This window comes from Pradoshia sp. TA40_28 (assembly GCF_059694525.1).
This window is the reverse complement of record NZ_JCATZO010000015.1, coordinates 40,851-61,950: the sequence shown is the minus strand read 5'-3', so window position 1 is coordinate 61,950 and position 21,100 is coordinate 40,851. Positions and strand designations below refer to the sequence as shown.

Annotated in this window: 36 protein-coding genes; 2 read left to right on the top strand and 34 right to left on the bottom strand. The window is 40.0% G+C overall.

Features of this window, described 5'->3' with window-relative positions:
- Nucleotides 1-221: 221 nt before the first annotated feature.
- Nucleotides 222-464, bottom strand: a complete 243-nt coding sequence (locus AC58NB_RS16020; RefSeq protein ID WP_497427800.1) for a hypothetical protein — start codon at nucleotides 462-464, stop codon at nucleotides 222-224.
- 147 nt (nucleotides 465-611) lie between these two features.
- Here AC58NB_RS16020 and AC58NB_RS16015 point away from each other — a divergent pair, with 147 nt between their 5' ends.
- Complete coding sequence (locus tag AC58NB_RS16015) at nucleotides 612-1,424, top strand: polysaccharide deacetylase family protein (RefSeq protein WP_497427799.1); 813 nt, start codon at nucleotides 612-614, stop codon at nucleotides 1,422-1,424.
- Between the two features lie 11 nt (nucleotides 1,425-1,435).
- Here the strand turns inward: AC58NB_RS16015 and AC58NB_RS16010 are convergent, their stop codons facing one another.
- Nucleotides 1,436-2,077 (bottom strand): KinB-signaling pathway activation protein, encoded by a 642-nt coding sequence (locus tag AC58NB_RS16010; protein ID WP_497427798.1) that lies wholly within the window; start codon nucleotides 2,075-2,077, stop codon nucleotides 1,436-1,438.
- A gap of 140 nt (nucleotides 2,078-2,217) precedes the next feature.
- Between AC58NB_RS16010 and gerD the strand changes: the two genes are divergently transcribed.
- Nucleotides 2,218-2,808, top strand: coding sequence for a spore germination lipoprotein GerD (gene gerD, locus AC58NB_RS16005; RefSeq protein ID WP_497427797.1), 591 nt, complete (start codon nucleotides 2,218-2,220; stop codon nucleotides 2,806-2,808).
- A gap of 43 nt (nucleotides 2,809-2,851) precedes the next feature.
- On the opposite strand, the gene salA is transcribed toward gerD, so the two are convergent.
- The 32 genes from salA to rplP all read right to left on the bottom strand — a co-directional run bounded on the left by salA (nucleotide 2,852) and on the right by rplP (nucleotide 21,100).
- Nucleotides 2,852-3,901: an iron-sulfur carrier protein/transcriptional regulator SalA gene (gene salA, locus AC58NB_RS16000; protein WP_497427796.1), complete on the bottom strand. Its 1,050-nt coding sequence runs from the start codon at nucleotides 3,899-3,901 to the stop codon at nucleotides 2,852-2,854.
- Between the two features lie 86 nt (nucleotides 3,902-3,987).
- Nucleotides 3,988-4,704, bottom strand: a complete 717-nt coding sequence (gene cwlD / locus AC58NB_RS15995) for an N-acetylmuramoyl-L-alanine amidase CwlD (protein ID WP_497427795.1) — start codon at nucleotides 4,702-4,704, stop codon at nucleotides 3,988-3,990.
- Nucleotides 4,705-4,780: 76 nt separating this feature from the next.
- On the bottom strand, nucleotides 4,781-5,221 hold the full coding sequence (locus tag AC58NB_RS15990; RefSeq protein ID WP_497427794.1) for a DUF2521 family protein: 441 nt from the start codon (nucleotides 5,219-5,221) through the stop codon (nucleotides 4,781-4,783).
- Nucleotides 5,222-5,642: 421 nt separating this feature from the next.
- A complete protein-coding gene (gene rpsI, locus AC58NB_RS15985) occupies nucleotides 5,643-6,035 on the bottom strand; it encodes a 30S ribosomal protein S9 (RefSeq protein WP_066102893.1) in 393 nt (130 codons plus the stop codon).
- A gap of 20 nt (nucleotides 6,036-6,055) precedes the next feature.
- Nucleotides 6,056-6,493 carry a 50S ribosomal protein L13 gene (rplM, locus tag AC58NB_RS15980; protein WP_066102895.1) on the bottom strand — a complete coding sequence of 146 codons (438 nt, stop codon included), beginning with the start codon at nucleotides 6,491-6,493 and terminating at the stop codon, nucleotides 6,056-6,058.
- Between the two features lie 187 nt (nucleotides 6,494-6,680).
- The gene (gene truA, locus AC58NB_RS15975) at nucleotides 6,681-7,421 is read right to left on the bottom strand and encodes a tRNA pseudouridine(38-40) synthase TruA (protein ID WP_497427793.1); all 741 of its coding nucleotides are present in this window, start codon (nucleotides 7,419-7,421) and stop codon (nucleotides 6,681-6,683) included.
- A gap of 17 nt (nucleotides 7,422-7,438) precedes the next feature.
- Nucleotides 7,439-8,236 (bottom strand): energy-coupling factor transporter transmembrane component T family protein, encoded by a 798-nt coding sequence (locus AC58NB_RS15970; RefSeq protein ID WP_497427792.1) that lies wholly within the window; start codon nucleotides 8,234-8,236, stop codon nucleotides 7,439-7,441.
- A complete protein-coding gene (locus AC58NB_RS15965; protein WP_497427791.1) occupies nucleotides 8,233-9,099 on the bottom strand; it encodes an energy-coupling factor ABC transporter ATP-binding protein in 867 nt (288 codons plus the stop codon). The genes AC58NB_RS15970 and AC58NB_RS15965 overlap by 4 nt, the downstream gene beginning before the upstream one ends.
- Complete coding sequence (locus AC58NB_RS15960; protein WP_497427790.1) at nucleotides 9,075-9,911, bottom strand: energy-coupling factor ABC transporter ATP-binding protein; 837 nt, start codon at nucleotides 9,909-9,911, stop codon at nucleotides 9,075-9,077. The genes AC58NB_RS15965 and AC58NB_RS15960 overlap by 25 nt, the downstream gene beginning before the upstream one ends.
- Before the next feature lie 376 nt (nucleotides 9,912-10,287).
- On the bottom strand, nucleotides 10,288-10,650 hold the full coding sequence (rplQ, locus tag AC58NB_RS15955; protein WP_497427789.1) for a 50S ribosomal protein L17: 363 nt from the start codon (nucleotides 10,648-10,650) through the stop codon (nucleotides 10,288-10,290).
- A gap of 48 nt (nucleotides 10,651-10,698) precedes the next feature.
- Nucleotides 10,699-11,643, bottom strand: coding sequence for a DNA-directed RNA polymerase subunit alpha (locus AC58NB_RS15950; protein WP_497427788.1), 945 nt, complete (start codon nucleotides 11,641-11,643; stop codon nucleotides 10,699-10,701).
- A 182-nt stretch (nucleotides 11,644-11,825) separates the two neighbouring features.
- Nucleotides 11,826-12,215, bottom strand: coding sequence for a 30S ribosomal protein S11 (gene rpsK / locus AC58NB_RS15945; RefSeq protein ID WP_049672521.1), 390 nt, complete (start codon nucleotides 12,213-12,215; stop codon nucleotides 11,826-11,828).
- Between the two features lie 22 nt (nucleotides 12,216-12,237).
- The gene (gene rpsM / locus AC58NB_RS15940) at nucleotides 12,238-12,603 is read right to left on the bottom strand and encodes a 30S ribosomal protein S13 (RefSeq protein WP_497427787.1); all 366 of its coding nucleotides are present in this window, start codon (nucleotides 12,601-12,603) and stop codon (nucleotides 12,238-12,240) included.
- A 22-nt stretch (nucleotides 12,604-12,625) separates the two neighbouring features.
- On the bottom strand, nucleotides 12,626-12,739 hold the full coding sequence (gene rpmJ / locus AC58NB_RS15935) for a 50S ribosomal protein L36 (protein WP_017473641.1): 114 nt from the start codon (nucleotides 12,737-12,739) through the stop codon (nucleotides 12,626-12,628).
- 38 nt (nucleotides 12,740-12,777) lie between these two features.
- Nucleotides 12,778-12,996 carry a translation initiation factor IF-1 gene (infA, locus tag AC58NB_RS15930; RefSeq protein ID WP_224847423.1) on the bottom strand — a complete coding sequence of 73 codons (219 nt, stop codon included), beginning with the start codon at nucleotides 12,994-12,996 and terminating at the stop codon, nucleotides 12,778-12,780.
- A complete protein-coding gene (locus AC58NB_RS15925) occupies nucleotides 12,996-13,301 on the bottom strand; it encodes a KOW motif-containing protein (protein ID WP_497427786.1) in 306 nt (101 codons plus the stop codon). Before AC58NB_RS15925 ends, infA begins: the two co-directional genes overlap by 1 nt.
- 16 nt (nucleotides 13,302-13,317) lie before the next feature.
- Nucleotides 13,318-14,064: a type I methionyl aminopeptidase gene (map, locus tag AC58NB_RS15920; RefSeq protein WP_497427785.1), complete on the bottom strand. Its 747-nt coding sequence runs from the start codon at nucleotides 14,062-14,064 to the stop codon at nucleotides 13,318-13,320.
- On the bottom strand, nucleotides 14,061-14,714 hold the full coding sequence (locus AC58NB_RS15915; protein WP_497427784.1) for an adenylate kinase: 654 nt from the start codon (nucleotides 14,712-14,714) through the stop codon (nucleotides 14,061-14,063). Before AC58NB_RS15915 ends, map begins: the two co-directional genes overlap by 4 nt.
- 56 nt (nucleotides 14,715-14,770) lie before the next feature.
- Nucleotides 14,771-16,063, bottom strand: coding sequence for a preprotein translocase subunit SecY (secY, locus tag AC58NB_RS15910; RefSeq protein WP_497427783.1), 1,293 nt, complete (start codon nucleotides 16,061-16,063; stop codon nucleotides 14,771-14,773).
- Nucleotides 16,063-16,503 (bottom strand): 50S ribosomal protein L15, encoded by a 441-nt coding sequence (rplO, locus tag AC58NB_RS15905; protein ID WP_497427782.1) that lies wholly within the window; start codon nucleotides 16,501-16,503, stop codon nucleotides 16,063-16,065. The genes secY and rplO overlap by 1 nt, the downstream gene beginning before the upstream one ends.
- Nucleotides 16,504-16,535: 32 nt before the next feature.
- A complete protein-coding gene (rpmD, locus tag AC58NB_RS15900) occupies nucleotides 16,536-16,718 on the bottom strand; it encodes a 50S ribosomal protein L30 (RefSeq protein ID WP_497427781.1) in 183 nt (60 codons plus the stop codon).
- A 13-nt stretch (nucleotides 16,719-16,731) separates the two neighbouring features.
- A complete protein-coding gene (gene rpsE, locus AC58NB_RS15895; RefSeq protein ID WP_497427780.1) occupies nucleotides 16,732-17,232 on the bottom strand; it encodes a 30S ribosomal protein S5 in 501 nt (166 codons plus the stop codon).
- Nucleotides 17,233-17,255: 23 nt separating this feature from the next.
- Nucleotides 17,256-17,618: a 50S ribosomal protein L18 gene (gene rplR, locus AC58NB_RS15890; protein ID WP_497427779.1), complete on the bottom strand. Its 363-nt coding sequence runs from the start codon at nucleotides 17,616-17,618 to the stop codon at nucleotides 17,256-17,258.
- Between the two features lie 32 nt (nucleotides 17,619-17,650).
- Nucleotides 17,651-18,187: a 50S ribosomal protein L6 gene (rplF, locus tag AC58NB_RS15885; RefSeq protein ID WP_497427778.1), complete on the bottom strand. Its 537-nt coding sequence runs from the start codon at nucleotides 18,185-18,187 to the stop codon at nucleotides 17,651-17,653.
- A gap of 33 nt (nucleotides 18,188-18,220) precedes the next feature.
- Nucleotides 18,221-18,619 (bottom strand): 30S ribosomal protein S8, encoded by a 399-nt coding sequence (gene rpsH / locus AC58NB_RS15880; protein WP_497427777.1) that lies wholly within the window; start codon nucleotides 18,617-18,619, stop codon nucleotides 18,221-18,223.
- Nucleotides 18,620-18,648: 29 nt separating this feature from the next.
- On the bottom strand, nucleotides 18,649-18,834 hold the full coding sequence (rpsN, locus tag AC58NB_RS15875; RefSeq protein WP_053591330.1) for a 30S ribosomal protein S14: 186 nt from the start codon (nucleotides 18,832-18,834) through the stop codon (nucleotides 18,649-18,651).
- Between the two features lie 24 nt (nucleotides 18,835-18,858).
- Nucleotides 18,859-19,398, bottom strand: coding sequence for a 50S ribosomal protein L5 (rplE, locus tag AC58NB_RS15870; RefSeq protein WP_497427776.1), 540 nt, complete (start codon nucleotides 19,396-19,398; stop codon nucleotides 18,859-18,861).
- 26 nt (nucleotides 19,399-19,424) lie between these two features.
- Entirely contained in the window at nucleotides 19,425-19,736 is a 312-nt protein-coding gene (rplX, locus tag AC58NB_RS15865) for a 50S ribosomal protein L24 (protein ID WP_497427775.1), read from the bottom strand.
- A gap of 39 nt (nucleotides 19,737-19,775) precedes the next feature.
- Nucleotides 19,776-20,144, bottom strand: coding sequence for a 50S ribosomal protein L14 (gene rplN, locus AC58NB_RS15860; protein ID WP_066102954.1), 369 nt, complete (start codon nucleotides 20,142-20,144; stop codon nucleotides 19,776-19,778).
- Nucleotides 20,145-20,190: 46 nt separating this feature from the next.
- Nucleotides 20,191-20,454: a 30S ribosomal protein S17 gene (rpsQ, locus tag AC58NB_RS15855; RefSeq protein WP_497427774.1), complete on the bottom strand. Its 264-nt coding sequence runs from the start codon at nucleotides 20,452-20,454 to the stop codon at nucleotides 20,191-20,193.
- Nucleotides 20,455-20,475: 21 nt separating this feature from the next.
- Nucleotides 20,476-20,676 (bottom strand): 50S ribosomal protein L29, encoded by a 201-nt coding sequence (gene rpmC / locus AC58NB_RS15850; RefSeq protein WP_066102959.1) that lies wholly within the window; start codon nucleotides 20,674-20,676, stop codon nucleotides 20,476-20,478.
- Nucleotides 20,666-21,100, bottom strand: coding sequence for a 50S ribosomal protein L16 (gene rplP, locus AC58NB_RS15845; RefSeq protein WP_497427773.1), 435 nt, complete (start codon nucleotides 21,098-21,100; stop codon nucleotides 20,666-20,668). Before rplP ends, rpmC begins: the two co-directional genes overlap by 11 nt.

The following is a 21,100-nucleotide window of genomic DNA, read 5'->3' as shown; positions in this document are numbered from 1 at the left end:
TTGACGAGATTTTAAAAATCTCTTATTTTAGACTTGCTTGGCGTTTCGTTTTGTTTAGTTTTCAAAGAACAATCTGTGTTGCTTGTTTCAGCGACTTTAATATAATATCAAATTCGCTTTCAGCTGTCAACTACTTTTTTAAAAAGTTTTTCAGTCGTTTTCTTTCATTTCGACTTCGTTCGTGACAACGTATATAAATATATCAGCATTTTAAAACCAAGTCAACACTTTTTATCAAATTTATTTTCAACTTTTATAGGATTGCTTAAATACCTAATACAATCGCTTTTCGGAGCAATTCTCATCAAGAGTTTCAGTAATAGTTTATACCTTTCTTCTATTGCTCTTTGCACAATTGGATGATGGTTCTCTACCATTTTATCATTACGAATTTCATCCATTTCTCTCTTAATTATATATTCCAATTCAATTCCTTCTTTTTCTGTCAGCAAAACTCCAAGCATAGAATACCCCCTAAGTTGTTAACTGCCACCAAACGTAGAATGCACCGCTTTTCCTGATTTTATACAAGCCAAATTTTAAAAGTAATATTTGTCCAACTTTCCAAATACATTACATTAGGACCTGAACAATTGGATGAGGTGAATAACATGCCCTTTTTTTATGTAACGAATGTACGTAAATGGAAACAACTAATCTTGCTAATGATTATTGCATTCTTCACAGCATTATTTTTTTATGTAGAGTTCCTTGCTGTATCGCCATCTTTCTCGATCAATGGTCAGCCAAAGATTATTTACAAAGGGGAAAAAGGTGTGGCTTTAACTTTTAATATTGGTTGGGGGGACGAAAAGGCTGAAGATATTCTGGAAGCTTTAAAGGAGGAGAAAATTAATTCAGCCACTTTTTTCTTGGCTGGCTCATGGGTGGAGCGGCATCCGCATATTGTGAAGTTGATTACGGATCAGGGTTATGAGATTGGTCTCTTGGGTTACTCGTATATAGATTATACGGAACTCGAAGAATCCGAAATCCAAAACGATATAACAAAGGGTCTTGTAGCATTCAAAAAAGCTGGAATTGAAAAACCGCTATTGTTACGGACACCCACAGGCGATGTCGATAGACGCGTTTTAAAAATCGCCGAAATGTCGAACCTCACACTTGTCCATTGGAGTATAAATTCAATGGATTGGAAAAACCCTGGGACAGAGGCTATTGCTCAAAATGTGGCTCAGGCTAAGAAAGGAGATATTGTCTTATTGCATGCTTCTGATTCAGCCAAACAGACGGCCAAAGCAATCCCGCTCATAAAAGAACAAATAACTGCTAAAAAATTAAAACTCCTCTCTGTCTCTGAATTGATATCTAACTCTAAATCAACAAGCCAGGAAATAAGCAGCATCCCTTTTATCGTAAACAATAATTCCATATGGCTTGATAAAGCTCTTCAAGCAAACTAAAAAGCCGCACTCTATGAGGAGTGTGCGGCTTTTTGCTTACGCTTCATTCTTTCTTCGGTTGCTTCCTTAGATTTCTCATGATATTTAGGCAATATTAGCAGCTGATATGTATTACAGATCAACAAAGGAATTAACATAAAATACATGTAACTATCATCATTCACACGCAATACAGGGAACCACTCTATTACTGTTACTACCACCATAAAAAATAATGTCGGTATAAAGGCGCTTTTATTGGTTTGTTTCACCTTCAGCGCACCTACAACCAAAGCTACAACAAGAATTAAGATAGGGTACCATATATAGGAAATGGCACTTTCCGCTTCACTTCCAAAAAACACAAATCTCAAGTAGGCTAGGTCAATTAAAACAAAACCAGTAATAACCAATTGAATAGCATGCCAAATGAATACTGATTTAAACATTTCCATCCCTAACCTGTGAACAGTTAAATAGGCAAAGAAACACATCTGGCTAATAACACTGAAAATAAATCCAATTCCTACCATCCATAAGAACCCAACAAATAATTCGAGTGGCTCCTTAACCGTAAAGTCGTTCCATTTTGCTATTAAACCAACGATCCCCGCTGTTACCCCGCCGATTAGCAAGGTATTCATAAATAGTTTAACCCAATATCGACTGCTCATTATTCCCCACCCTCTATGTATGTTCTACTAAATTGTACCAACCGTTCTTTCAAAAATCTATTAATTCATTTAAACACGTATATTTTTTAATTCTCGAATCATATTATCAGTGTAGATTTTATATGAGGAGGATATAATTGATGACCCATTCTTTCAAATGCGCTATTGGCCTTATCTTCTGCCTATTCACCCTAGCCAGCTGCAGTGAAACCAATACAGATACAAGTGAAGAAAACTACAGTGATACAAAGAAAATCATTGTAGATGTTCTAAAGTCTGATGAAGGGAAAAAGGCAATAGAAGAAACCCTATCTGACGAATCTGTTAAAACCAAGTTGATAATGAGCCAGGAGGATATTTCAAAAACGATAGAGACCACCTTAACATCTAATAAGGAGAAACAATTCTGGGAGAATGCCTTTAAGGATCCAAAATTTGTAGAGGCTCTTGCAAAAGGAATGGAATCCTCTCATAAACAAATTCTTAAGGATCTTATGACGGATCCGGAATATATGGGATTATTAACAAATATTCTGAAGGACTCCGACATGAGAAAAGAATTCGCCGAGATTATGCAAGGAAAGGAATATCGTAAAGAGCTTCAATCACTATTAACAGAGATAATAGATAGCCCGCTCTATAAAGCAAAAATCGAGGATATCCTTCTCAAAGCAGCTGATGAAAAATCAAAAGAAAATGGATCAACTAAAAAGAGCGCTGAACAAACATAATAAAAAACGCCTCCAAATTCCCAAGGAGGCGTTTGTTTATCTATTATTTATTAACCAGTTCAGTTACTTTTACAGCTATGTTTGTAAACATGTCACCAGTTGGATGATTTTCTGCATAAATAGATGGCGCAAAATCCTCTTCATTCCAATCAGGTTGTCCTAGAGGCAGCTTACCCAATAGCTCCGTATTAAGCTCATCAGCCAGTTTTTCTCCGCCACCTTTACCAAAGAGATATTCTCTTTCGCCTGTTGTTTTGCTTTCAAAATAGGACATATTTTCAATAACACCTATTACTTCATGCTCTGTACGAATTGCCATAGCTCCCGCTCTTGCTGCAACAAATGCTGCTGTAGGATGTGGAGTTGTTACGATAATTTCTTTACAGGATGGCAGCATGGAATGAACATCCAATGCTACGTCTCCAGTGCCCGGAGGAAGGTCAAGCAGCAGATAATCCAACTCTCCCCATTCTACTTCCTGGAAGAAATTATTTAACATTTTACCAAGCATTGGACCTCTCCATATAATTGGAGCATTATCCTCAACGAACATTCCCATCGAGATGACTTTTACTCCCAAACGTTCCACCGGGTATATACGTTCCCCTTTAACAGTTGGACGTTTGTCTATTCCCATCATATCCGGAACACTGAATCCATAAATATCAGCATCGACTAAGCCAACTTTTTTTCCAAGGCGAGCCAAAGCGACTGCCAGGTTTACAGAGACAGTCGATTTACCAACTCCTCCTTTTCCGCTTGCAATAGCAATAAAGCTAGTGTCGCTATCCAGTAATCCTTTTTCTTCTTTTGGTAAAGACTCTCGGAAGCGTGCCAATACATCTTCAGGTAAATCCGCAAAGCGAATGCCCACTGTATTCGCTCCGGCTTCCTTTAGTATATTAACAACCACTTGTTGTATTTGAAGCTGTTCAGCAGTACCCGTTTTAGCTATCGCTATTTTCACACTCACATGCTGTTTTTCTTCTTTAATCTTAATTTCTATAATTCCATTTGTTTCTTCAAAGGTTTTATTTAAAAATGGGTCTTTAATATCTTTAAGTAATTCTCGCACCTTTACTTCTGTAAGCACGATCGACACCTACCTTATATGTATTTGTAAACGTTAATAGTATAACATATCCAGTAGATACCAATTGCCAATTTGATTCTGTATTTTCAATCTTTTTCTTGCTCCTTTAAAAAATACCTGATTACACCAGTATAGATTGAGAGTGCAATATCATTCTGATACACTTCATTTTGTAAATTTTGTCTTTCCTGATCATTTGAAAGAAAACCCACCTCTACCAGAACTCCAGGTTTATCTGTTTGTTTGACCAAGTAAACACTTTCTAAAGGCTTGGCTTGCCTCGTTGTATTTTTCAAATTACGAATCAACTCAGCCTGAATTAATTTTGCTGCCCGCTTATTTTCCGCATACTTAGGCGAATAAAAAGTCTGAGCTCCCTTTGAGCTTCCTTGCGGAAAAGCATTGGCATGTACACTAATATACATATCCGCCTCAGACTCATTGATAAACTTTGTCCGATTAATTAAATCAGTCCGCTTCCGTTGCCTTATACTGCTGGAATCAGAATCAGCAAGATCCTCATCCTTTTCTCTTGTCATTAAAACAAGGGCACCCTGCTCCTGCAGATAATCCCTCAGTTTTAATGAAATGGGCAATGTAACGTTTTTCTCAATTACACCTTTAAAGGTAGCTCCTCCATCTATCCCTCCATGTCCCGGGTCAATAACAATCACTTTTCCGGCTAACGGTAGATTCCACTGCTGAAATGAAACACGCTGGTTCATCTTGTATGACATTAATAGGAATAGAAGAACTACCCCAACCACAAAACTAGTCGTGAGGACCTTCTTTTGAACATTCATAGCTTTATCCCCTTTACCCAAAAATCCAGTATTACTGTATCTTATGGGACAAGGGGTGCAGATAGAACAGAGTGATTTATTTCATTCTCAATTTATGACGATTAATTCCTTTCGCATATCCGTCCATCCACCACGCTGTCACATACTCATCTGTCAAACTGTGCAGCGTTTCTTGTATAAACGGAGACCCATTTTCCTCGGGTTGATAGAGATAATAAAACAACTGCTGAGAAAGCATATCGATTTCCTTTTGCGCTCTTTCCTTTATCCGCTCCGGCGATTCACCATAGCGATTAAATTTACTGTAATATCCGCCAAGAAGGAAGCCTTCTACAGCAATATCATAGCAATGCTCCTCTGCAGGCTCGATTGAATAACCTGGAAAGCATTTTAAGCCTTTAGCAAGATGGCGATATTGCCTCCCCAAAAGTTCAAGTGAAAAGTCCTTCAGGATCTCTCGCTCATATTTTAAGCGCTTCTCTTTACGAAAAGCAGCAAGATTCACTACTGTATTCATTAAACCACCTCAACCTCAAATTATGTTCACCATATAACCATAATGACGTTATGCTATAGTCTATTGTTTGATGGATTGCACCGACTCATGCGATGGGATAAATGGGAAATGTAAGGAGAATAAAAGTTGAAATTTAAAGTGTATAGAGGGGTCTCTGAAGCAATTGGGCAGATATAAGATATCAGGAGGACCTGATTCTCTCCTTCGCCGGACTTTATAGGGAATTTAGTTGCTTTCTTACTTGATTCAGCTAAAATCCCCTTGAATTAAGCCGATTTTTCGTATAATCCAGCCATTATGATACTTATTCAGCCGATCCTACACCTACATAGACTAGCCTTTCTGAAATCATTAAATCCAGACATAATAAAAAGACCCCCAGACAAATGTCTGAGAGCCTTGTAAAAACGTAATTCGAAAATTAACGTTTTGAGAACTGAGGTGCACGACGCGCGCCTTTAAGACCGTATTTTTTACGTTCTTTCATACGTGGGTCACGAGTCAACAATCCAGCGCGTTTTAGTCCTGGACGGTATTCTGGATCTACTTCAAGTAATGCACGAGCGATACCATGACGGATAGCGCCTGCTTGACCTGTGTAGCCTCCACCTTTAACGTTTACTAAAATGTCATAGCTGTTTGTTGTTTCAGTAACAACTAGAGGTTGTCTTACTACTTCACGAAGTGCTGCGAATGGAATGTAGTCATCGATTTGACGATCATTGATAATGATGCGGCCTTCACCTGGAATCAAACGCACACGAGCAACGGAGCTCTTACGTCGACCAGTACCGTAATATTGTACTTGTGCCAATGTTATATCCTCCTTTAATATTAACCGCGAAGTTCAAGAACTTCAGGTTTTTGTGCTTGATGTGGATGCTCAGCTCCAGCATATACGTTTAATTTTTTACCCATTTGACGACCAAGAGATCCTTTTGGAAGCATACCTTTGATAGCTTGCTCCAACATTTTCTCTGGGTAGTTAGTTCTCATTTCAAGAGCAGTTCTTGTTTTCAAACCACCTGGGTGCATGCTGTGACGGTAGTAAATTTTATCAGTTAATTTCTTACCTGTCAGTTCGATTTTAGATGCATTGATAATAATCACATGGTCACCAGTGTCAACATGTGGAGTATAAGTTGGTTTGTGTTTACCTCTAAGAATTGAGGCTACTTGTGATGCTAGACGACCTAAAGTTTGACCTTCGGCATCTACAACGTACCATTTACGTTCTACATCACTAGCTTTCGCCATATACGTCGTACGCATTGATTTACCCTCCTAAAAATAGTTCATTGTTTCATTTTTTTGAAATATAATGTGGCTCTATCTAAACACGAAATAGTTTCCGGGGCTATTCTCGTGGTTTTAACATACCAAAGCATATGATATACCGTTTTAATTCTAATGTCAAGAGAATGTTACACCTGGATTAGTTGTCATAACAAAATTGATTTTATTTATAATCAACTTTCCACAAATACAGCCCATGTCCAGGTGCAGTCCTTCCCGCTTTCGTGCGATCACAGGCAGCAAGAATTTCCTTCATGTCTTCAGGTTTTCGTTTACCAATTCCAACGTCCAATAAAGTACCTACCATAATTCGGACCATATTATACAAAAAGCCTTCACCAACAAATCGAATGACCATTTGCTGCTCCTCTATAAGGAAATCAATTGATTCTACTGTCCTTACTTTATCTTCCACTTCCGTTTTAGCTGAGCAAAAACTGGTAAAATCATGAGTGCCCTTTAAGTACGCTGCTGCCTTCTCCATTAAAGCCAAGTCGAGTTTATAGGGATAGTGATAGGCATAATCCCGTATAAATGGATCTCTTGTCTCTGCCAATGAAAGGATATACCTGTATTCCTTTCGAATCGTACGGAATCTGGCATGAAAATCAGGATTTACCTTCTCGATATCCACTATCGCAATATCGGCTGGCAGCATGGTCCCAAGTGCCTTTTTCCATCTTTCCGCCGGCAGATCCAGAGGGGAGTCAAAGTGGATTACTTGTCCTTTAGCATGAACACCGGCATCTGTACGCCCTGAAGCGGTCACCTTAACCTCTTCTCCCTTATGCATAGTACGTAGCACCTTTTCCAGTTCCAATTGAACTGTACGCTTGTCAGGCTGGATTTGGTAACCGGCAAAGTTTGTCCCATCATATGCAATTGTACATTTATAACGTATCATTCCATTTACTCTCCAATTTAGTTTCTAGTCAGGACCAGAGCGATTGTTAACACAATGAGAGAAAGGATCAAAAGAGTGTCACGAGATTCCCACTTAAGGGCACGATATTTCGTCCTGCCTTCTCCACCCCTGTATCCCCTTGCTTCCATAGCCGTAGCCAGCTCCTCTGCCCTTTTAAAGGAACCGACAAAGAGCGGAACAAGCAGCGGAACTACTGCACTCAGTCTCTCCTTCAATGGGCCTGATGAAAAATCGACACCTCTTGAAGTTTGTGCTTTCATAATCTTATCTGTCTCTTCCATTAAGGTTGGAATAAACCGTAGTGATATAGAGATCATTAAAGCGAGCTCATGGACAGGGAATTTGATTTTCTTTAATGGATTCAATAAATGCTCCATTCCATCTGTTATTTCAATAGGTGTTGTCGTAAGCGTCATAATGGAAGTGACTAATATTAACAGGGTAAAACGTAAGGATATAAAAATTCCCATTTTAATTCCCTCATCGTATATGTCAATACCAACGAACGAAAAGACAACCTCTCCCCTTTTTGTAAAGAACAGCTGAATAATCAACGTTAGAATGATTAAAAAAATAACCGGCTTTAACCCCTGTAACAGGAATAAAGGTTTAATTTTCGTCAATGCTAACAACACTAAGGTAAATGCGATCAGAATCGCATACGTTAACCAGTTATTAGCAAGAAATACAATACATACGTAGAAAAAGACTAATAATAATTTTGCCCTGGAATCCATTCTGTGAACAACAGAATCTATTGGAATATAACGGCCCATAATAAATTTATCCATCATCGTTGTTGACCTCCAAGCAGAACCGAAATCTCGCTGATTAAATCATCCAACGACAGATGCTTTCTGGAGAGTACCAGACCACTTTTTTGCTCGAATTCTGTCTGAAAGCGAATAGTATCAGGAACGGCTAATCCTAATTCCATTAACTCTTCAGGATTGGAAAACACTTCGGTTGGGGATGCTTTTTTCACAATTGTTCCCTTATGCATAATAATCAACTCATCCGCATATCTTGCCGCATCTTCCATACTATGTGTAACTAGAATAGTTGTAAGAGATTTCTCCTTGTGGAGCGTGTAAAACATATCCATGATTTCTTTGCGCCCTCTTGGATCCAACCCTGCTGTTGGCTCATCTAATACGATAACTTCCGGTTCCATTGCCAATACGCCGGCGATGGCTACCCTTCGCATTTGTCCCCCAGATAAGTCGAATGGCGAGGACTCCATAACGGTATCGTCCAAACCAACCATTTTGATAGCAGCATAGGCACGCTCTTTGGCTTCTTCCTCGCTTAAGCCGAAATTCATAGGTCCAAAACAAATATCCTTCAAGACCGTTTCTTCGAAAAGCTGATGTTCAGGAAACTGAAAAACAATCCCCACTTTTTGACGGATATCTTTAAGATTTTTTTGTTTCTTTTCTGGAGAGATTACTCTCTCCCCAATCGTAACTTTTCCCTTGGTCGGCTTTAACAAAGCATTTAGATGCTGGAGTAAAGTAGATTTTCCGGAACCCGTATGGCCGATTACCCCAATAAAAGAACTAGTTGGAAAACGAACATTGATATCATATAGAGCACGATGTTCAAATGGAGTGCCCAATTGATAAATATGCTCTACTTCTTCAAGTGATATTTGCATAGTTCATTCACCAGCCCTTCCTCGGTGATTTGGTCAGATACCGGTATACCATTCTCTCTTAATGCCTTAGATAGCTTAATGGAAAATGGAATATCTAGTCCCAGCTTCACTAGATCTTCCTCTAATTTAAAAATTTCAGCTGGGCTGCCTTCTGCAAATATTTTCCCCTGATTTAACACAATCATCCGATCTGCTCTGGCAGCCTCTTCTAAGTCATGAGTAATTGATATAACTGTCAATTGTTTATCTTCCTTTAGCTCTCGAATAATGCCAAGTACCTCTGCTCTTCCAAGAGGATCAAGCATGGATGTCGCTTCATCCAAAATGATAATAGATGGACTTAATGCCAGTACACCAGCTATGGCGACACGTTGCTTTTGTCCACCCGATAAATGGTGCGGCTCTTGATCGAGAAACTCATCCATCCGGACTTTCTTTAATGCATCATGGACACGATGAATCATATCCTCCCTCTCAATACCGGCGTTTTCTAAACCAAAAGCCACATCATCTTGTACCGTAGTCCCAACAAACTGGTTATCCGGATTCTGAAAGACCATTCCGATCTGTCGTCTAATATCCCATAATGTGTCTTCATTCATGACCAAATCATTGATCATAATCGTTCCTTCATTAGCAAAATAAAGACCTATTAATAATTTGGCCAGTGTAGATTTGCCTGAACCATTATGTCCCACAATAGCGAGCCATTCACCTTCCTGGACTTGAAATGATACATTGTCCAGAGCTTTATTTGTTTTTTCTTCATATTGAAAGGATATGTTACTAACTTCAGCCAACAGTTTACCCATAACTTCCTCCCTGCGCTGCTCTATTCTCTGCTACCCTAAGCTCAACTATTTTTGTATATAAAAAAAACGCTGCACCCCTTCCGGATTATCCTAATGGATTTCCTGAATTAAGAGCAGCATTGACTTATCTTAATGTCAGACAACATACGTTTTGTCTGTACTAGGGGTGCGAGAGCTAGACAAACACCAATTGGATCGTCACCCAATTCATGCTTATCGTAACGCTCCATCGTTTTTTGGAGTATTCAGTAAAATAAGATTAAAGCACATGCGTAATAAACGCAATATGCTTCAGTTAGTTTATACCCTAATGAATTAGGTGTATAAAATATAGGATATGGGTGTCAGAAACTCTGTCCACCCCTACCCATACATATTAAACTAACTCAATAACAACCATTGGTGCAGCGTCTCCACGACGTGGACCAATTTTCATGATTCTTGTGTATCCGCCTTGGCGCTCTTCGTAACGAGGTGCGATATCAGCGAATAATTTTTGAAGTGCATCTTGCCCAGTTTCAGCGTTAGCTACTTCGTGACGGATGTATGCTGCAGCTTGACGGCGTGCATGCAAATCTCCACGTTTACCTAAAGTAATCATTTTTTCGACTACGGAACGTAATTCTTTTGCACGAGTTTCAGTAGTTTCGATACGCTCGTTGATAATTAAATCAGTAGCCAAATCGCGAAGCATTGCTTTACGCTGTGCGCTTGTACGTCCTAACTTTCTGTATGCCATGAAAGTTTCCCTCCTTTGTTGAAATAACTGATTCTATCTATTCATTCATTAATCGTCTTTACGTAGGGAAAGACCTAGTTCTTCAAGCTTAGCTTTCACTTCTTCAAGTGATTTACGGCCAAGATTACGAACCTTCATCATATCTTCTTCAGTTTTATTAGCAAGCTCTTGCACTGTATTTATACCAGCACGCTTCAAGCAGTTGTAAGAACGAACAGAAAGATCAAGCTCTTCAATTGTCATTTCCAATACTTTTTCTTTTTGATCTTCTTCTTTTTCAACCATGATTTCAGCATTTTGAGCTTCATCTGTTAAACCAACAAAGATGTTCAGATGTTCTGTAACAATCTTCGCACCTAAAGCTATAGCTTCTTTTGGACCAGTGCTTCCATCAGTCCAGACATCAATAGTAAGTTTATCAAAGTTTGTTAGTTGACCTACACGAGTGTTTTCAACTTGATATGTCATCCGAGATACTGGTGTGTAAATGGAATCAATAGGGATTACACCGATTGGTTGATCTTCACGTTTGTTCTGATCAGCTGGCGTGTAGCCTCTTCCTCTTCTAGCTACCAAGCGCATACGCAAGTGAGCTTTTTTAGAAAGGTGAGCTATTAGTAAATCCGGGTTTAGGATTTCCACATCGCTATCATGTGTAATATCTGCAGCCGTTACTGCCCCTTCCCCTTGAACATCAATTTCAAGAGTCTTTTCTTCATCAGAATAAATCTTTAATGCGAGTTTCTTAATATTTAGGATAATAGCAGTTACATCTTCTTCTACACCCTCAATAGTAGAGAACTCATGGAGCACACCATCTATTTGAATAGATGTAACGGCAGCACCAGGCAATGAGGATAGTAGGATACGACGTAAGGAGTTACCCAAAGTTGTTCCATATCCACGCTCAAGTGGTTCAACGATGAACTTACCATATTTTCCGTCTTCGCTGATTTGAACCGTTTCAATTTTTGGTTTTTCTATCTCGATCATTCAACAATACCCTCCTTCGTAACGTCGAAACCCCGGCTAGAAGAAGGTAGTGGTTTGCATCTAACCGAAATTCCCCAATATAAAATCCCAATGTGCGCAACATAATTGTGATTCTTCCTTTATAAAGAAAAATCCCTATATTACCCCATTATAGACAGGGAAATAAATTCTATTCAAACAAATTACACACGACGGCGTTTAGGCGGGCGGCATCCGTTATGAGGTACTGGAGTAACATCTTTAATCGCAGTAACTTCAAGACCAGCTGCTTGTAAAGCACGGATAGCTGCTTCACGACCAGATCCAGGACCTTTAACAGTTACTTCTAAAGTTTTCATACCATGTTCCATAGAAGTTTTAGCTGCAGTTTCTGCTGCCATTTGCGCTGCAAAAGGAGTAGATTTACGGGAACCTCTGAAACCAAGCGCACCAGCACTTGACCAAGAAATAGCATTTCCGTGTGCATCAGTAATTGTAACAATTGTGTTGTTGAAAGTTGAACGAATGTGAGCAATACCTGACTCTACATTCTTTTTCACGCGGCGTTTGCGTGTGTTCGTTTTGCGTGCCATATCGACAAAACCTCCTTACTTATTATTTTTTCTTGTTAGCTACAGTTTTACGTGGGCCTTTACGAGTACGAGCGTTGTTTTTCGTGTTTTGTCCACGAACAGGAAGTCCTCTTCTGTGGCGTAATCCACGGTAGCAACCGATTTCCATTAAACGTTTGATGTTTAAGGAAACTTCACGACGTAGGTCACCTTCTACTTTATATCCATCAAGAATATCACGGATTTTGTTCAATTCATCTTCAGTAAGATCGCGTACGCGAGTATCTTCAGAAACACCAGCTGCAGCAAGAACTTTTTCAGCTGTTGGTCTGCCAATACCGAAAATATAAGTTAAAGAAATAACAACTCGTTTGTCACGAGGAATATCTACACCTGCAATACGTGCCATTTATGTGCACCTCCTTCAAATATTACCCTTGTTTTTGCTTGTGTTTTGGGTTTTCACAAATAACCATTACTTTACCGTTTCTACGGATAACTTTACATTTTTCGCAGATTGGTTTTACTGATGGTCTGACTTTCATTGTTTTCCCTCCTTATAAAATGCGGAGTGCAACCGAGATTATTTAAAACGATACGTAATTCTTCCGCGGGTTAAGTCATAAGGAGATAGCTCAACCGTCACTTTGTCACCTGGCAGAATACGAATAAAATGCATTCTAATCTTGCCTGATACATGGGCAAGGACAGTATGGCCATTCTCTAATTCAACTTTAAACATAGCGTTTGGTAAAGTCTCAGTAATTGTACCCTCTACTTCAATAACATCATCTTTTGCCATTACAGTTCTTCTCCCTTCTTCTCTTGGCTTTTCAAAAAATACGTCAAAGCGAAACGGAGCTTTCCGTTCGTCACGCGACCTGTTTCCCCTAAACTGTTCTCCACTTCTTGAGACCAGTCATCATATAATTGAAGATGCATGATGTTTTTACGCTTGGCTCGATCAAACTTACGTTTATCTCCGTCAGCAATACAAACAAATTTTTCATCTACAATTTTTACAATTATGGCATATTGATCGGTGTCCCTACCTTGAGTGACCCGAACATATTGTCCCAACCGGGGAGATCTATCCTTTTGGACCAATCAAGATCACCTACATTTAAACTAACGTTAAGATTTCATAGCCTTCTTCGGTAATCGCAATGGTATGCTCAAAATGAGCACAATTCTTCCCATCAACTGTCACAACAGTCCAGTTGTCAGTTAACGTTTGAACATAACGACTTCCCGCATTTACCATTGGCTCAACACACAGCACCATTCCCGGCTTCAATCTTGGGCCTTTATTTGGCGGACCAAAGTGAGGCAGTTGCGGTGCTTCATGCAAGTCTTGACCGATTCCGTGTCCGACATACTCTCTTACTACAGAAAAACCGTTTTCCTCGACATATGTTTGAATCGCATGTGAGATATTAGAGAGACGTTGGCCTGGCTTTATTTCCGAAATCCCCTTATAAAGGGACGTTTCTGTTACTTGAAGCAGTCTCCTGGTTTCATCATCAATCTCTCCAACTGGATAGGTCCAAGCTGAATCGCCGTGATAGCCATTAAGTTGTGCACCAATATCAATGCTGATAATGTCGCCATTTTTTAATGTCTTATCTCCAGGAATGCCATGTACAAGTTCGTTATTAACGGATGTACAAACACTGCCACGAAAACCATTATACCCTTTAAAGGATGGAATTGCATTATGTTTGCGTATAAACTCTTCCGCAATAGCATCCAATTCCTTTGTAGAAATACCGGGTTTAATGTATTTTTGCAGTTCCTGATGTGTCAGTGCAACAATACGCCCAGCTTCACGCATGATTTTAATCTCGCGTTGGGTTTTACAAATGATCATCGAGACAAGCTCCCGAGAAGCGCTTCTATATCCGCGAAGACTTTATCAATCGGTTGTTGTCCGTCAAGATTTCGTAAATAACCTTTTCCTTCATAGAAGGTAATTAGTGGCTGCGACTGTTGGATGTTTACCTCGAGGCGAGTCTGTACAGTTTCTACATTATCGTCAGCTCTTTGGTATAACTCTCCGCCACAGCGGTCGCACACGCCTTCTTTGGCAGGAGGATTAAATACTAGGTGATACGTAGCTCCGCAATCTTTACAGATACGGCGGCCTGTTAAACGTTCTAACAAGCTATCTTTATTGACTTCTATATTAATGACATAGTCTAGGTGACGATCCATATCAGCTAAAAGCTGTTCGAGTGCTTCAGCCTGTGCAACTGTGCGTGGGAATCCATCAAGCAAGAAGCCTTTTTGGCAATCATCCTTAGCTAAACGTTCACGTACGATACCGATTGTAACTTCATCCGGTACCAGTTCACCTTTATCCATGTATGATTTAGCTTCTAAGCCAAGCGGAGTTTCCTCTTTCATAGCTGCCCGAAACATATCTCCAGTAGAGATATGAGGGATGTTGTACTCTTCTACTATTCTTTCTGCCTGAGTCCCTTTACCTGCTCCTGGCAGTCCCATTAATACAAGATTCACACTTTTTCCCCCTAAACAATAATAGGCTTGGGGAGCATAGTAGTCCCCGAAACCTTTTATTTAATAAAACCTTTGTAATGTCTTTTTACAAGTTGCGATTCTAATTGCTTCATTGTATCTAAGGCAACCCCTACTACGATCAAGAGACTTGTTCCACCTATTTGGGCAGATGATGGAAGATTGCCTAACTTAATAAATAGTACAGGAAGCACAGCAATGAATGAAAGGAATAGTGCCCCTACAAAAGTCAATCGGTATAATACTCTCGTGAAGTACTCCTGAGTGGCTTTACCAGGTCTTATTCCCGGTACATATCCTCCTTGCTTTTTCAAATTCTCCGAAAGTTGTTCCGGATTCACTTGAATGAAAGCATAGAAATAGGAGAATGCAATAATGAGTGCAACGTAAAGGATCATTCCAACAGGGCGTGTGTAATCAAATGTGTTCGAAATCCATGTTGTTACACTATTCTCACCAAAAAATGATGCAATAGTTGGTGGAGTAATAATGAACGAAACAGCAAAGATTACCGGAATAACACCAGCAGAGTTTACTTTTAAAGGTAAATGTGTGTTATGTCCACCGACTGGACCTTTACCTGAAACTTGCTTTGCGTATTGGATAGGAACTTTTCTGTTTGCCTGTTGAATAAAGATTACTCCAACAACTACTGCGATGATTGCTAGAACAATCAATGCAGCAATAGCAATATTAAGGAATAATGCATCTCCAGCATCTTCGAACATGGATGCATAAACCTGGTTGAGTGTGGAAGGAATTGCCGATACAATACCTGCGAAGATAATGATCGAAATTCCGTTTCCTACTCCCTTAGATGTGATTTGTTCACCGAGCCACAAGAGAAATGCGGTACCGGCTGTTAATACGGTTGCTATTAACAGATATGTCGTAATTCCTGGATTATCAATTAGAGCTCCATTAGCCATGTTGTTAAAACCATATGACATTCCAAGTGCTTGAATAAATCCAAGAACTATGGTTCCATAGCGGGTAAACTGAGCTAATTTACGCCTTCCAACTTCACCTTGCTTTGCCCATTCTGAAAATTTAGGAACAACATCCATTTGCAATAGTTGGATGATGATCGACGCCGTAATATACGGCATGATCCCCATTGCTAGGATAGAAAAGTTAGCTAATGCTCCGCCTCCGAAGAAGTTCAGAACACCAAACACACTCATTTGATCGTTCATTGCAAGAATGTCTGCATTCACACCAGGAACCGGTATATGAGTTCCGATTCGATAGATGATCAGCATCGCAAGAGTAAAGAGAATTTTATTCCTGATATCTTTCACTCGCATGAAATTACGCAATGTACGGAACATTAAATCACCTCAGTTTTACCGCCTGCGGCTTCAATCGCTTCTTTTGCAGCAGCAGAGAATTTATGAGCTTTAACCGTTAATTTTTTCTCTACATTACCTTTAGCAAGAATTTTGATTCCTGCTTTTTCGCTTTTCACAACGCCTGTCTCGATTAACAATTCAGGTGTTACTTCTGTACCTTCTTCAAAGCGATTTAATTTTTCAAGGTTAACTGCTGCGTATTCTTTACGATGAATGTTTGTGAATCCACGTTTAGGTAAACGTCTGAATAAAGGAGTTTGACCCCCTTCAAATCCTGGTCTTACTCCACCGCCGGAACGGGCGTTTTGACCTTTGTGTCCTTTAGTGGCAGTTTTACCATGACCTGAACCAATACCGCGGCCTACGCGTTTGCGTCCTTTACGAGAACCTTCTGCAGGTTTTAATTCATGAAGTTTCATGCTGGCACCTCCTTATATAAACGTTAGTAAGATTAGATTTCTTTAACAGAAACAAGGTGTGAAACCTTGTTAATCATACCGCGAATAGCATCGTTATCGTTATGCACAACCGTTTGGTGCATTTTCTTAAGACCAAGAGTATTTACTGTTACGCGTTGATCTTCAGGACGACCGATTAAGCTACGCGTGAGGGTAATTTCCAATTTGTTAGCCATTTGATTTCCCTCCTTATCCTAACAGTTCCTCTACAGATTTACCGCGCAATTTTGCAACTTCTTCCGCACTTTTCATTTGTTTAATGCCATCAATTGTAGCACGAACCATGTTGATAGGTGTGTTAGAGCCTAGTGATTTGGAAAGGATATCAGCGATACCTGCTAATTCAAGCACGGCACGAACTGGTCCACCAGCGATAACTCCAGTACCTTCAGAAGCTGGTTTCATTAAGATTTCACCAGATCCGAAACGTCCGATTACTTCGTGAGGAATTGTAGCTCCAACCATTGGTACAGTTACAAGGTTTTTCTTAGCATCCTCAATAGCTTTACGGATAGCATCTGGTACCTCTTGTGCTTTACCAGTACCGAATCCTACATGTCCATTTTTATCTCCGACAACCACTAGCGCTGTGAAACGGAAACGACGTCCGCCTTTAACAACTTTCGCTACACGGTTGACTGTAACTACGCGTTCTTCAAGTTCTAATTTATTTGGATCAATGCGACGCATCTAATATGTCCCTCCTTTGTCTATTAGAATTGTAATCCGTTTTCACGTGCAGCATCTGCAAGTGCTTGTATACGTCCGTGGTATAAGTATCCTCCACGGTCAAAAACAACTTCGGAAACACCTTTTTCTACAGCACGTTTAGCGATGATTTCGCCAACTTTTTTAGCTGCATCCACATTGCTAGTGGATTCAAGGCTAATTTCTTTATCAAGTGTTGATGCACTAGCTAAAGTAACACCATTAGCATCATCAATAAGCTGTGCATAAATGTGCTTATTGGATCGGAAAACATTTAAACGCGGACGAGACGGTGTACCTGCTAATTTAGCGCGGACACGTGCATGTCTTTTCTTACGAGTAGCGTTTTTGTTAGCCTTCGTGATCATTTACGACACTCCTTTCCTAAGCTTTAGGGCCTTTACTTACCAGTTTTACCTTCTTTACGACGAACTTGTTCGCCAGCATAACGGATACCTTTACCTTTGTAAGGTTCAGGAGGACGTACATCACGGATGTTAGCAGCTAAAGCTCCAACGCGCTCCTTGTCAGTACCCTTAATAGTGATTTTTGTGTTAGCAGGGACTTCGATTTCTAGTCCTTGTTCTGGTTCGATCTCAACTGGGTGAGAGTATCCTACATTCAATACAAGTTTGTTACCTTGTTTTTGAGCACGATACCCAACCCCGATCAACTCAAGATTTCTTTCGAAACCTTTGGATACACCTTCAATCATGTTAGCGATGATAGCGCGTGTAGTACCGTGCAATGAACGATGAAGTTTACCTTCAGTTGGACGGGATACAGTTACGATATTATCTTCAACTTTGATTTCGATGTCAGCGTGAAAAGTACGAGTCAATTCACCTTTTGGTCCTTTAACAGTTACTGTATTTCCGTTCAAAGTAACTGTAACTCCAGCTGGAATTTCTACAGGTTTTTTACCTACGCGGGACATTTCGTGCACCTCCATTCATCAATGAAATGTTTATTACCATACGTATGCGATTACTTCTCCGCCAATTTTCTTAGCACGTGCTTCTTTGTCAGAAACAACACCTTGAGAAGTAGATACGATTGCGATTCCAAGTCCGTTTAATACGCGAGGAACATCTCCTGCTTTTGCGTATACACGAAGACCTGGTTTACTGATACGTTTGATACCAGTGATTACACGCTCGTTGTTAGCACCATATTTCAAGAAGATACGCAAGATACCTTGTTTGTTATCTTCAATAAATTCTACGTCACGGATGAAACCTTCACGTTTCAAGATATCAGCTACATCCTTTTTCATTTTAGAAGCCGGAACTTCCAATTTATCGTGACGAACCATGTTCGCATTACGAATGCGAGTTAGCAAATCTGCAATTGGATCTGTCATTACCACAATGATAACCTCCTTCCCGTTTTCGGGTTTTACCAGCTAGCTTTTTTAACGCCTGGAATTTGTCCTTTATATGCTAGTTCACGGAAACAAATACGGCAAAGTTTAAATTTGCGGTATACAGAATGCGGACGGCCACAGCGCTCGCAACGTGTGTACTCTTGTACTTTAAACTTTGGTGTACGTTGTTGTTTCACGATCATTGATTTCTTAGCCACTTTTTCGCCTCCCTTATTTAGCGATTACTTTTGGAATGGCATTCCGAATTGACCTAGAAGCTCACGAGCTTCTTCGTCTGTATTAGCAGTAGTTACGATAACAATGTCCATGCCGCGGACTTTGTTTACTTTATCGTAGTCGATTTCAGGGAAAATCAACTGTTCCTTAACACCTAATGTGTAGTTACCGCGACCGTCGAATGCTTTTTTGGAGATTCCACGGAAGTCACGTACACGTGGTAAGGAAACCGCAATTAGTTTATCAAGGAATTCATACATACGCTCTCCGCGTAAAGTAACCTTACAACCAATTGCCATGCCTTCACGAAGACGGAAACCAGCGATAGATTTTTTAGCTTTTGTTACAACTGGTTTTTGACCAGTGATCATTGCTAATTCTTCTACTGCTGTGTCCAATGCTTTCGCGTTTTGTACGGCATCGCCGACACCCATATTTACAACGATTTTTTCAAGTTTAGGAACTTGCATTACTGAACTATATTCAAACTTGCTCATTAGAGCAGGAGTAATTTCTTTTTGATATTTTTCCTTAAGGCGGCTCACTTGTTGTACCTCCCTTCGTTTCTGACTTATTTATCTAAAGATTCACCTGATTTTTTTGCTACACGTACTTTTTTGCCGTCGACTGTTTGATAGCCTACACGAGTAGGGTTACCAGTCTTAGGGTCAATAATCATAACGTTAGAAACATGAATTGCTGCTTCCTGTTCGAAAATTCCACCTTGTGGATTCGTTTGGGAAGGTTTAGCGTGTTTCTTTACAATATTTACACCTTCAACAAGAACACGATCTTTCTTAGGGAATGCTTCAAGTACTACACCTTGTTTCCCTTTATCCTTGCCGGAGATGACAACTACTTTATCACCTTTTTTAACATGCACGAGATTCGCACCTCCTTGAACAGTCTATACCACCGTTTATTAAAGAACTTCAGGAGCTAGTGAAACGATTTTCATGAAGTTGCTGTCGCGAAGTTCACGAGCAACAGGTCCAAAAATACGTGTTCCACGAGGGCTCTTGTCATCACGAATAATCACGCATGCATTTTCGTCGAATCGAATGTATGAACCATCTGTACGACGAACGCCGCGCTTAGTACGAACAACAACTGCCTTCACAACGTCACCTTTTTTAACAACGCCACCTGGTGTTGCTTGTTTGACCGTACATACGATTACATCACCAATATTAGCTGTTTTTCTACCGGAACCACCAAGAACTTTAATTGTAAGTACTTCACGTGCTCCAGAGTTGTCAGCTACTTTCAAACGAGATTCCTGTTGAATCATCTGCGTAACCTCCCTTCGGAATTACTAAATCCGAAACATTTATATATTAAATGATAACCGCTTTTTCTACAACTTCTACCAAACGGAAGCGTTTTGTTGCGGATAATGGGCGAGTTTCCATAATCTTAACGATATCGCCAACTTTTGCTTCATTCTTTTCATCATGAGCTTTATATTTTTTGGAGTATTTCACGCGTTTGCCATACAAAGGATGTGTTTTCTTTGTTTCAACAACAACAGTGATAGTTTTATCCATTTTGTCAGAAACAACACGGCCAGTGTATACTTTGCGCTGGTTGCGTTCACTCATTGTGTGAACCTCCTCTCATTATCAATTGTTTACGTTGAGCTCTCTTTCACGTACAACTGTTTTCATACGTGCAATCGCTTTGCGAACTTCGCGAATACGCGCAGGGTTTTCCAATTGTCCTGTAGCAAGCTGGAAGCGAAGGTTAAAAAGCTCTTCTTTAAGTGCTTTAAGTTTTTGTTCTATTTCGGCAGTGGTTAAATCACGGATCTCATTAGATTTCATTTGCTTCACCACCAATTTCTTCACGTTTTACAAACTTACATTTGATTGGAAGTTTGTGAGCTGCAAGACGAAGGGCTTCACGAGCTACCTCTTCAGATACTCCAGCGATTTCAAACATAATTTTACCAGGTTTTACAACTGCTACCCAACCTTCAGGTGCCCCTTTACCGGAACCCATACGTACTTCTAAAGGTTTCGCAGTGTAAGGTTTGTGAGGGAAAATTTTAATCCAAACTTTACCGCCACGTTTCATATAACGAGTCATTGCGATACGAGCTGCTTCGATTTGACGGTTAGTGATCCAAGAAGCTTCAAGAGCTTGAAGACCGTATTCACCGAATGCTACCTCTGTACCGCCTTTAGCACGGCCTCTCATCTTTCCGCGGTGTTCACGGCGATGTTTTACGCGTTTAGGCAATAACAT